The following is a 9,558-nucleotide window of genomic DNA, read 5'->3' as shown; positions in this document are numbered from 1 at the left end:
GACGGTCAGTGGATGCGCGACTGGAGCGAAAGAATGAATGGCTGCGGCGCTACGGTTGTAAATGGAGAGGGCTTGATTTGTCAGGAAGCACCTGACGCAGATGCACTTGCTGAATGTGAGGCGCTTGGCAAACAGCTTGCGGAGGCATAATGCGTCAGCTCGTTACCTTGGAACAGAATTTAATTGCATACTGCGCGCCGACTCTGGCAGGCTTAAAAAGTGCAAACCTGTTTGCACATCATTTCATAAGTAAAGAAGGATTCTTTTCAGAGCTTTTGGCTATCAATGAGGCGCTGAACGTACGCGGTGTTACTGTAATGACACTGTCGCTTCATGAGGATTTTGCCCTGATATATGTTTACAGAAAGAGCCATCTTGAGAAAGAGCTGCAAAGAAAGGATGCAAGGCTTCTGCTGGAGGAATATGGTTATCAGGCGGATGATGTGGAGGGCTGCCTGCATCAGCTTAGGGGCAGGCTTTCATGCGGATGCTGCACGGGTTGCTTTCCCCATGAAATTGGCGTATTTCTGGGGTATCCGATTGAGGATGTAAAAGGCTTTATTCAGAAAGGCGGTAAGGAGTGCAAATGCTGCGGACTCTGGAAGGTATACGGAGATGAGGAAAAAGCGAGAGCACTTTTTGCGAAGCTGGAAAAATGTACGGCTGTTTACAGAGAGGTATTTGCAGGCGGCAGGAGCCTTGTGCAGATGACGGTATGCGCATAGGCGTATGAAAATTGTTTTATAAATAGAACAAAACAAATGATAAAATTTATCAACAGACAAAGAAGGGTCTGGAAAAGAAGAGCAAGTACAGGTATAATATAAGTCCATAAACAGGAGGCGGATATTATGTTTGATTGTTTCAAAAAAGTAAATGGAAAAGCAACAGGGCTTTTCGCAGCCGGCGTTTTGTTTGGAACAGCAGGAATTAAGATATTATCCAGCAAAGACGCCAAAAAAGTCTACACTGGTGTGACAGCTGCAGTGCTTCGCGCAAAGGAATGTGTCATGAAGACAGCGACGCTGATTCAGGAAAATGCAGAAGACATTTATGCAGAGGCACAGCAGATCAATGAAACCAGAGCAGCAAAGGAGGCGGAGACGTTTTCTGAGGAGGATGCCGAAGCAGAAGCTGCCGTAACTGAAAATTAGGAAAACCAAAAACACCTGCAGGAATCAGACTGCAGGTGTTTTGACGAAAGCTGGGATATGAGATGAAATTTGCGATTAAACATGAGATAAAAGGGCGAATCCGAATTCATATACTGCAAAATGGCATGTCATTTGAACAGGCGGACAGGCTGCAATACTATCTGGACCAGAATCCTATGATTGATTCGGCGAAAATACAGGAGAGGACAGCGGATGCTGCTATATGCTATCATGGCGGGCGGGAAGAACTCCTTTCTTTTTTAAAGAAATTTAAGTATGAGGACTCGGATGTACCGGCGACATACCTGCAGAATTTGCTTATGTGTGATAAAGAAGCAATAGAAGTGCAAAAAATTTTGCCGTTCCTATCCGACACTTGGCCATTGTGTCGGATAGGTCGGGCGGTTATTCGGGCAAGTCAATCTTGCCGACAAAGCTGTAATAAATCTCAATGTCCTGCCTGCGGGTGCCGTTCTCATCATAGCTGCACTCATGCACCACAATTTTCTCGATCATTTCCCGCAAGAGAGTGGGGGTCAGTTCTTCAAAGGCAAGGTGCTTGCGGACAATGCCCATAAATTTCTCGGCGTTGACGGTAGCTGCCTGTGACTTGTCCAGTTCGGCTTGCAGGGCGGCGGCTCTCTTTTTCAGCTCCGCTTGCTCGGCTTCGTAGTCAGCCGACAGTTCCATGAAACGCTCATCGCTGATTTTGCCGTTTACATTGTCCTCATACAGCCGCTTGATAATGCGGCTGATTTCAGAAATGCGTTCCTGCGCCTGTTCAAGCTGCTTGATGGCTGCGGCGGTCTTTCGCTTGCCGCCGATCTCGTTCTGCTGGACAAGTAGTTTCACAAACCGGCTCTCATGCTTGGCTGCGTATTCGGTCACTTGCCGGAGATTTGCCAGGACACCAGCGGTCAACAGATCGGTGCGGATAAAGTGCGCCGTACAGTTGCGGGTGCGCTTCTTGTAGCTGCCGCAGATGTAGCAGTCCTGTTTGCGGTCTTTGTTCTGATACCGCTGCTGATACAGCACATGGCCGCAGTCGGCGCAGAACAAAATCCCGGAGAACAGCCCCACTTCATCGTAGCGGTTCGGGCGTTTGCGCTGTTTGCGTAACTCCTGCACCCGTTCCCATGTTTCCTTGTCGATGATCGGCTCATGGTGGTTCTCGAAAATGGCCTGCTTCTCGACGGGGTTCTCTATGCTGTGCTTGACCTTATAAGAAGGCTTTTCCGTTTTGAAGTTCACCAGACATCCGGTGTACTCTCGGTTTTCGAGGATATGAACGACGGTGTTGGTCGCCCATTTGCACTCATAGCCTGGGTGATAACGGCGGGTGCTGCCTGTCCGCTGATATTCCAGCGTCCCCGGCGTGGGGATTTGCTGCTCCGTCAGCATACGGGCAATCTTGGTCGGGCCGTTCCCGGCAAGGCAAAGCTGGTAAATCTGCTGCACCACCGGGGCGGCTTCCTCGTCTATAATAAAATTCTCGTCCTCGTCCATCACATAGCCGTAAACCGGCTTGCTGGTAACAGGCTTGCCGCTCATGCCTTTTGACTTTTTCACTGCCTTGATTTTCTTGCTCGTATCTCTCACCAGCCATTCATTGAACAGATTTCGCAGCGGGGTAAAATCGTTGTCCATGCCCTCGCTGGCACTGTCCACATTATCGTTGACAGCGATAAAACGCACACCCTTTTGAGGGAACAGCATTTCCGTGTAAAACCCTACCTGCAAGTAGTTTCGCCCTAACCGGCTCATGTCCTTGACGATGACCGTACCCACTTTCCCGGCTTCAATGTCCGCAAGCATGGCTTGAAATCCGGGCCGCTGGAAGTTCGCGCCGGAAAAACCGTCGTCGGTGTACCAGCGCAGATTGGTAAAGCCGTTCTGTTTTGCGTAGGTTTCGAGTATCCTTTTTTGGTTCGATATGGAATTACTCTCGCCTTGCAATTCATCCTCGTGGGACAATCTCGGATAAAGGGCGGTAATGAGGTTTTGGGTGGCTTGTCTTAACATAAAATCCTCCGTTTCCGACAGCCAGCCCCACTATTCCGTGGTTTCATTGTACCACGGAACGGCGGGGGCTGTACAGCGGCAAAAGCGTTAAATTTGCTTCTTTACAGCTTTTCAATTTTCCGATTTTTATGGTATGGGTTGTCGTCCCATATTTGCAGTAGAAAAGTTCATAACTCCGTGGTATACTCTGATTTAACAAAAAAATCAGAAGTTAAAGGAGAAAACATGAAGTATACAATAGATGAATTAACCGCGGCCAAAAGGCAAATTGATTCAACTCTGCACAAGCTAAGAGAAACAGTAAAAACATTTGAATCAAAGGATAATTCCGAGCGTTATAAATCACAAATCACATTGGCAAAGAGAAGAATAAAAGCCTTTGAAATTGCAAATTATTTTATAGAGAATGAGATTAAGAATTGCTAAAGCACTTCCGATTTTCGTTCCAGCGGTCATGCTCCCTGGCATGGCCGCTTTTCCATGCCCCGGTTCACGCCGGATAAGTCGGCTCCTGTGTAGCAGCGGCTTCCGCTTCCAGTACCCGCGCCATTTTGTCGGCGGCTGTGGTTGTGGTGTCTTTCTTGAAATAGCCGGACACGACAAGGACGGAATTGCCCATGCGGATTTCCGTCACACAGTCAGGGCGGCGGGTGGTGCGGGTGTCGTGCTGCTTGTTATCTGCCATAGGCAATACTCCTTTCAGTCGGTAATCAGTTTCTTCATGCTCTCCATTTTCCGCTTGGCGGTTTCCTGCCGGAAGTTGTCGCCGGTAAAGCGTACCGGGACGCACATGGAAAGCAGGCGGTCATAAATCCGGGAATGGGCGGTGTCCTCCGGGTTGTGCAGGTCGTCCAGCGTAAGGTTGGTCGTGACGATCAGCGGCTTGCCGCTGCGGTAACGGCTGTCAATCACATTGAACACCTGTTCCAGCCCGTATTCCGTCCCGCGTTCCATGCCGAAGTCGTCAAGGATCAGCAGCGGATAACGACAAAGGCGGGAAATGTACTCGTTGCGCCCCTCAAAGCTGGCGGCAAGGTCATTGAGGATAAGAGCAAAGTTCGTCATGCGGACGGGGATTTCTTTCTCCATGAGGGCGTTTGCGATACAGCCTGCAAGGTAGCTTTTGCCGGTGCCTACGCCGCCCCAGAACAGGCAGCCGATATTGTCTGTCCGCATATCTTCCCAATGCTCCACATACCGGCGGGCAAGCCCGGTCTGCGGGTTCCTGCCGTTGTCGTTCTCGAAAGTCCAGTCCCGCATGGTGGGGTCGGTAAAGCCCCGGCGTTTCAGTTCTTCCACGGTGTCAAGGTGTCTGCGCCGCTTTTCGGCGGCTTCCCGTTCCTCGCGGGCGGTTCTCTGGCAGTCGCACTCTGCCGGGTGGCGGTCGCGCCCGAAGATAGCGGCCTTATCCGGCGCAAAATAGGCTTCTTTCGGCTTGCGGCACTTGCCGCAGTACAGTAAACCGTCCTCGCCGGTGTAGTCCTCCGGCTCCGGGATGGTGGTCGTCATATTCTCCAAAACCGCGTTGATTTCATTCTTCATAAACTCTCGCCCTCCTTGCATGAGTAGTCTGGTATGCCCTTTTTAGGGGCTTCCTTTTTGTCGTTCCCCGCCCATATCCGCAGGGCGGCGGCATAGTTCTGGTAGCTTTTCCCGTTGGCGGCAAGGTAGCGGCTCATTTCCTCGATGAACCGTTCCAGCCTGTCAGGGTACTCTGCCTGCAACTCGTCGTATTCGGTCTGTGACAGAAAAATATTTCCATATCGGCCATAGGGCGCGGACGGCCCCCCACTCACTCCCTTTGTTTGGCTCTCTGTAAGGTTGTTTATAGTAGTTTGGTTAGGGGACGGTTTTCCGACCATCATAAGGTCGGTTTTCTGACCATCAGTAGGACGGTTTTCCGGCTCTATGAGGGGCGGACTTCCGGCCATCAGTTGGTCTGAAAACTGTACCTGTGGCACTGGCGGTACTTTGACATAAAGCCGGTTCGGTGCGGAGAAGCCGCCCCGTTCCCGTTCCAACAGCCCCGCCGTGTCCAGTTCATTAAGCGCCCCCTTGATGGTGGTGCTGCCTTTATCCAGTATTTCTGCTATCTCCGCGATGGGATAGATAATATAAATCCTGCCCTCGTCGTCCAGCCACTTGTTTTTCTGGGAGAGGGTGGAACGGTCTAACAGCAGCGAATACAGCAGCTTGGCGGTCTGTGAAATCTCCATTTTCAGCAGGAAACGGGGATACGGCAGATAGGCGGGCAGCCGCGTGTCTGCCCTGATATAATCAGCGATAGGATCACCTCCCTGTGTTCGGGTTGATTTTGGCGTATTGTCACGCATTAGAACGCCGTTTCCGGGGGAAAAGGATAAATGTATCGCGTACCCTTTGACACCCACGAAAAAAGCCTTGATTTATGCGGGTTTGAAAGGCTCTAAAGCGTGACATCTCTGCCTTTGTTTCCGCTTTCTCTCGGCGGCTTTGATTTTCTTCATGCGCCCGGCGCAGTCGGGGCAGTATTTTCCCCGGTTGGATTTGGGGACAAAGGCCGCCCCGCAGACGGCACACCGTTTCCGGCTTCCCCGGCACAAGAGGGCTGCGGCCAGCTCCCCGTCAAGGGGCAGGACAGCCACACGGAACCAGTGGCACATGAGGGAAAAGGAAATGCTCTGGACGCACACGCAAGGCTCCCCGTCGTCCAATAGCAGGCAGTTCCCCTCATCGTAGTTACAGCACTCATGTACCAGCCGCCGCGCCCGCCGGTGCTGGCGGTAGTCCATGTGGGGCAGGTTATCGCTCATGGCTCTGCTCCTTTCTGCGGTGCGGCTCGTCCCGGCGCAAAATCTGGTCGATGTTCCGCTTGACGGTCTGCAACTCCTTGAACCGCTGTTTCTGTTCGTGATAGGTGTTATACAGGCCGTCTTTCTCGGAGATAAGCTGCTCGATCTCGGCCTGCAACGCTTTCCGGGCGGGCAGCTTGGTAATGCCATGCGCCTTGAAATACCGGGCTGCTGCGTCGGCTATGATAAAATCGCTCTCATGGGCCTGCCGGTATGCGGCGCGGGCTTTCTCGGATTTCTGTGCCCGCAGCCCGTCGCGGGCGGCCTTGGTCTGGGCGTAGGCCAACACCTGCCGCTGCAACTTCTTTTTCCCTTGCAGCTTCGTTTCCAGTGCTTTCAGTTCGCCGCTGGTCTGGCGCATTTTCTGATAGGCGGTGTCAACGGCGGCTTCTAACTGCTCCGGGGAAGTAAAGCCGTATTGCTGGTAGACGGACAGCGTTTTGGCGGCCTGCTTCAGATTGTGTATCTTCGCCCAGCGTTCATAGCCCCGGCCTTTGCCCTCGGCCATTTTCTGCTCAATGTCCACAAGCCGCTGCACTCCGTCCTGTTTCGGGGCGGCTATCTCGGCTCTGGCAACCTGCAAGCGGTCTTTTATGGTGCGTGGGGGATCGGGGGATCTGGCTGGCGCTTCGGCTGCTCTGGCGGCGTTTTGCTCTAAAACGGCAAAGACAGCGGCGCGGTCAAAATCGTCGCCCAGCTTCCGGGCGGTAATTGGCTTTGTCCTGTCCGGCGTGAGGTAGGAAAGCCGCCCCCGGCTCTCCTTGACGGTCACACCCTCCTGCAGCAACAGAGAGGAAAACTCGTCAAAGCTGGCGGCGGTGGCAAGGGCTTTCCGTAGGGTCTGCCGCAGCTTCTCCTTGTTCGTTTCAAACTTGGTCTGCCGGGGCGTGATACTATCGGCAATCATGGGGGCGTTCTGCTTGTCCAGCGCGGCCTGTCCCTTTTTCTGCGCCCAATACTCCCGGTCGGTGACGCGGTTCTTGCTGCCGTTCAAGAGGTCGATTTGATAAAGCCCCTCCCGGTGGCACATCTCCATGACTTCGGATTTGAAGTAGCGCAGGGCAGCGTCGGTACATCGGTGCTTGCAGCCGACTTTCGTATCGGCCGGCCTGTCCATGTAGGGCAGGAACGGCACTTCCTCAATCCGCAGGCTGTTTATGACGATATGCACATGAATGTTGCCGCTGTGGTTATGCCCGTCCGGGTGGGTGCAGACAAGGGCCTGGTGGCCGGGAAAATGCTCTTTACAGAATTGTTCCCCCAACGCCTGCGCCCGGTCTACGGTCAGGCCGTTGTCCGGCCCGTCCCGCGGGTCAAAGCTGATGATGTAGTGGTGGCTTTTCACATCTTCCCGCCGCTGGTTTTTCTGATAGCGGAGATTGGCCCGCATACACGCAACGGCAAAATCCTCCCCGTCGCAGTTCAGCGTGGACAGCCGGTAGTCCTCGCGGGGGATAAGCCTGCCGGTTTCATCAAGGACGGGCTTCATGGTAAACTCGTCATGCTCAAAGAGAAGATATTGCTCGGCGGCTCCGTAGTCGGCGTTTTTAGAGTTGATATGCTTGAGTGTTGCCAACCGCGTCACCTACTTTCTTGAGGACTTCATACTTGAGGACGGCAAGGTCGGATATGGCGGCGCGTACCTCGCCGGAAAGGGTGTTGTAGGGTACGCCGTATTCGTTCAGATACCGGGCAATCTGATTGAGGTTGCCGCCGATCCTGCCGTACTCGGCTGTCAGCTTCCCGACAGCGGAAAGCAACTCGTCATTGACCGACGACACATGGACAACCGGGCGTATGGTCGCCCGCCGTATCGCCTGCCGGAGAAATTCGGACTGGCTGATACCATAGGGCGCAAGCCGCGCTGTGAAGTCGGCATACTCATCTTCGGACAGCCGGGTTTTCACAACGCGGCTGCGGTGGGGCGTGTTGTATTTCTTTCGCATGGTGTGACCTCCTTTCTCGCCCGTAAGGGCGCATGAGCAGGGTTTGGGGAAGGCACTCCCCAACAAGTTTCCCGCGAGGGGCAAAACTGCAGAATTGCGGATTTTGGCACCGTGGTAGAAACTTGCTCTCCGTGACTGCAAACTTTCTCTCACTTCCGTCCGCCACTTTTTTGGAAAACTGCAACCACAAAAGTTTGTTTCTCTTTTTCTGCTACTACTAATCCTGTAAAGGGCATTCCTGCCCGCTTTCGCTAAAATGACACCGGACGCAGTGGTTTCTACCCGGTGTTGGAGAAATCCTTTCTCTTTGCCCTCTACTACGGGTAAATGCTCCAAATGCCAAACACCAGGGCAGAAAAATTCCCTCCTCGCTTACTACTACAACCGGCAGGGGGCAAAATGGCCGGGAGCGGAGCCGGACAACAAAAAAAGCAGTAAATCTTTTTCAAGACTTACTGCTTTCGCTGGCCGCGTCGGTGGCGGCTGGTATTCAGTTTTTATGACTTGTCCGGTGGTTCGTCAAGCCGGAACTTGAATTGACAGTCAATTAACCGCTGCTTTACATAGTCCTCCACCTCGGCGTTGACCTGCCCGTTCACTTTTGAGAAATAGCGGATATATCCGGCGTAGTGGAGCAGGACAGCGTTCACGGCTTCTGGGTCGCCCTCACGGGCTTTGAGGATTGTTTCATAGGGGAGAAGTCTACTCATACCGGCTCACCCCCATTTCTTCGCGTAGCCGCTGCAAGGCAAGCTGGATATGCCGCCCCGCTGTGCTGCGTGACCGGCCAATACACGCGCCGATCACGCGCTGCGGCTGGCGCAGAAAGTAATAGCGCAGGATTTCTTCCCGCGTCTGCTCCGGCAAAACAGAGATCGCGTCGGCAAGGGCGGCGTTGCAGAGCAGGACGGTCTGACCGCAGACGGTAAATGGGTATTCCTCGTCCGGCTCCGACGCGGCAAACTGGACAAACTTCTCGTTCATCAGATAGTCAAGGGAAACTTGCCGTTCCCATTGCCGTTTAAGCTTCAAAATCTTGTCCAAGGCGGCACAGCGGATAACAGTCTTGCAAAAGGCGTTGTACCTGCGCTGGATATATTCTTGATAGGCTATCTGGTCGGTCATGGAAATTCCCCTTTCTGAATAATAGTGCGGGGCGGTGGCACTTCTTGCTGTCGCCCCTTGATTGCCTACCAGCAAAGGCGGGCGGGGCTGTCAACGGCTGCGCATATGCGCCGTTCATCTTGACCGTTGACTGGCTCGGCTGGGTTTGCTATTTACCCGACAAACTTGAATTTATTTTAAGCTATCACGTTTTACCTTCTTAAGCCTTACTATCATTACCATAGGAATTTCTTTGTTGGTTTTAAAACATTCTTCATAAAATCCATCAATGACAAATCCAGCTCTAAAACAAAGGTTAAAAATATCTTGTATGGAACGATGATAATAAATCTGCTCTTTCGGTTGCCCTTCAATCGCTATATCATAGTAACTGTGCGGTGTCATATATTTTTCAGTCAACGTGACAAAACAAGGGTGTTGCGTTGCAAAGACAAAAATTCCGCTTTCCTGCAACAGTTCATAAACAGCCATAAGAAGTGG

12 protein-coding genes and 1 pseudogene are annotated in these 9,558 nt (G+C 52.6%); 3 read left to right on the top strand and 10 right to left on the bottom strand.

From position 1 onward, the window contains the following. The first annotated feature begins 167 nt into the window (after positions 1-167). Positions 168-725, top strand: coding sequence for a DUF3793 family protein (locus tag ACY2VT_RS13635; RefSeq protein WP_461880256.1), 558 nt, complete (start codon positions 168-170; stop codon positions 723-725). Positions 726-851: 126 nt separating this feature from the next. After that, entirely contained in the window at positions 852-1,154 is a 303-nt protein-coding gene (locus ACY2VT_RS13630; protein WP_461880255.1) for a DUF6110 family protein, read from the top strand. Positions 1,155-1,559: 405 nt separating this feature from the next. Here ACY2VT_RS13630 and ACY2VT_RS13625 read toward each other — a convergent pair whose 3' ends face one another. Beyond that, positions 1,560-3,176 carry a recombinase family protein gene (locus ACY2VT_RS13625; protein ID WP_002596236.1) on the bottom strand — a complete coding sequence of 539 codons (1,617 nt, stop codon included), beginning with the start codon at positions 3,174-3,176 and terminating at the stop codon, positions 1,560-1,562. Between the two features lie 225 nt (positions 3,177-3,401). Between ACY2VT_RS13625 and ACY2VT_RS13620 the strand changes: the two genes are divergently transcribed. Next, positions 3,402-3,602, top strand: a complete 201-nt coding sequence (locus ACY2VT_RS13620) for a hypothetical protein (protein WP_002596235.1) — start codon at positions 3,402-3,404, stop codon at positions 3,600-3,602. A 64-nt stretch (positions 3,603-3,666) separates the two neighbouring features. On the opposite strand, the gene ACY2VT_RS13615 is transcribed toward ACY2VT_RS13620, so the two are convergent. The 9 genes and pseudogenes from ACY2VT_RS13615 to ACY2VT_RS13575 form a co-directional block, all read right to left on the bottom strand. Continuing rightward, positions 3,667-3,861 carry a transposon-encoded TnpW family protein gene (locus ACY2VT_RS13615; protein ID WP_002596234.1) on the bottom strand — a complete coding sequence of 65 codons (195 nt, stop codon included), beginning with the start codon at positions 3,859-3,861 and terminating at the stop codon, positions 3,667-3,669. A 14-nt stretch (positions 3,862-3,875) separates the two neighbouring features. Next, positions 3,876-4,718: an ATP-binding protein gene (locus ACY2VT_RS13610; protein ID WP_002596233.1), complete on the bottom strand. Its 843-nt coding sequence runs from the start codon at positions 4,716-4,718 to the stop codon at positions 3,876-3,878. Continuing rightward, on the bottom strand, positions 4,715-5,449 hold the full coding sequence (locus ACY2VT_RS13605; RefSeq protein ID WP_087325174.1) for a replication initiator protein A: 735 nt from the start codon (positions 5,447-5,449) through the stop codon (positions 4,715-4,717). The genes ACY2VT_RS13610 and ACY2VT_RS13605 overlap by 4 nt, the downstream gene beginning before the upstream one ends. A 132-nt stretch (positions 5,450-5,581) precedes the next feature. Then, on the bottom strand, positions 5,582-5,968 hold the full coding sequence (locus tag ACY2VT_RS13600) for a cysteine-rich VLP domain-containing protein (protein ID WP_002596231.1): 387 nt from the start codon (positions 5,966-5,968) through the stop codon (positions 5,582-5,584). Further along, positions 5,958-7,583: a relaxase/mobilization nuclease domain-containing protein gene (locus tag ACY2VT_RS13595; RefSeq protein ID WP_002596230.1), complete on the bottom strand. Its 1,626-nt coding sequence runs from the start codon at positions 7,581-7,583 to the stop codon at positions 5,958-5,960. The genes ACY2VT_RS13600 and ACY2VT_RS13595 overlap by 11 nt, the downstream gene beginning before the upstream one ends. Then, positions 7,555-7,953 (bottom strand): plasmid mobilization protein, encoded by a 399-nt coding sequence (locus ACY2VT_RS13590; RefSeq protein ID WP_002596229.1) that lies wholly within the window; start codon positions 7,951-7,953, stop codon positions 7,555-7,557. Before ACY2VT_RS13590 ends, ACY2VT_RS13595 begins: the two co-directional genes overlap by 29 nt. A gap of 497 nt (positions 7,954-8,450) precedes the next feature. Next, positions 8,451-8,663: a helix-turn-helix domain-containing protein gene (locus tag ACY2VT_RS13585; RefSeq protein WP_002586615.1), complete on the bottom strand. Its 213-nt coding sequence runs from the start codon at positions 8,661-8,663 to the stop codon at positions 8,451-8,453. After that, entirely contained in the window at positions 8,656-9,078 is a 423-nt protein-coding gene (locus ACY2VT_RS13580; protein ID WP_002586616.1) for a sigma-70 RNA polymerase sigma factor region 4 domain-containing protein, read from the bottom strand. Before ACY2VT_RS13580 ends, ACY2VT_RS13585 begins: the two co-directional genes overlap by 8 nt. Positions 9,079-9,249: 171 nt before the next feature. After that, a pseudogene (locus ACY2VT_RS13575) lies at positions 9,250-9,558 on the bottom strand (class I SAM-dependent methyltransferase); the annotation flags it as partial.

The sequence above is a fragment of the Fusicatenibacter sp. genome (assembly GCF_050872605.1).
Classification (GTDB): Bacteria; Bacillota; Clostridia; order Lachnospirales; family Lachnospiraceae; genus Fusicatenibacter.
Note: the sequence above shows the minus strand (reverse complement) of the source record. Positions and strands in the feature narration are given on the sequence as shown.

Excerpts from the sequence above, each read along its gene's own strand:
- ACY2VT_RS13630 (WP_461880255.1), top strand. The coding sequence starts at position 852 with ATGTTTGATTGTTTCAAAAAAGTAAATGGAAAAGCAACAGGGCTTTTC.
- ACY2VT_RS13625 (WP_002596236.1), bottom strand. The coding sequence starts at position 3,176 with ATGTTAAGACAAGCCACCCAAAACCTCATTACCGCCCTTTATCCGAGA.
- ACY2VT_RS13620 (WP_002596235.1), top strand. The coding sequence starts at position 3,402 with ATGAAGTATACAATAGATGAATTAACCGCGGCCAAAAGGCAAATTGAT.
- ACY2VT_RS13615 (WP_002596234.1), bottom strand. The coding sequence starts at position 3,861 with ATGGCAGATAACAAGCAGCACGACACCCGCACCACCCGCCGCCCTGAC.
- ACY2VT_RS13610 (WP_002596233.1), bottom strand. The coding sequence starts at position 4,718 with ATGAAGAATGAAATCAACGCGGTTTTGGAGAATATGACGACCACCATC.
- ACY2VT_RS13600 (WP_002596231.1), bottom strand. The coding sequence starts at position 5,968 with ATGAGCGATAACCTGCCCCACATGGACTACCGCCAGCACCGGCGGGCG.
- ACY2VT_RS13590 (WP_002596229.1), bottom strand. The coding sequence starts at position 7,953 with ATGCGAAAGAAATACAACACGCCCCACCGCAGCCGCGTTGTGAAAACC.
- ACY2VT_RS13585 (WP_002586615.1), bottom strand. The coding sequence starts at position 8,663 with ATGAGTAGACTTCTCCCCTATGAAACAATCCTCAAAGCCCGTGAGGGC.
- ACY2VT_RS13580 (WP_002586616.1), bottom strand. The coding sequence starts at position 9,078 with ATGACCGACCAGATAGCCTATCAAGAATATATCCAGCGCAGGTACAAC.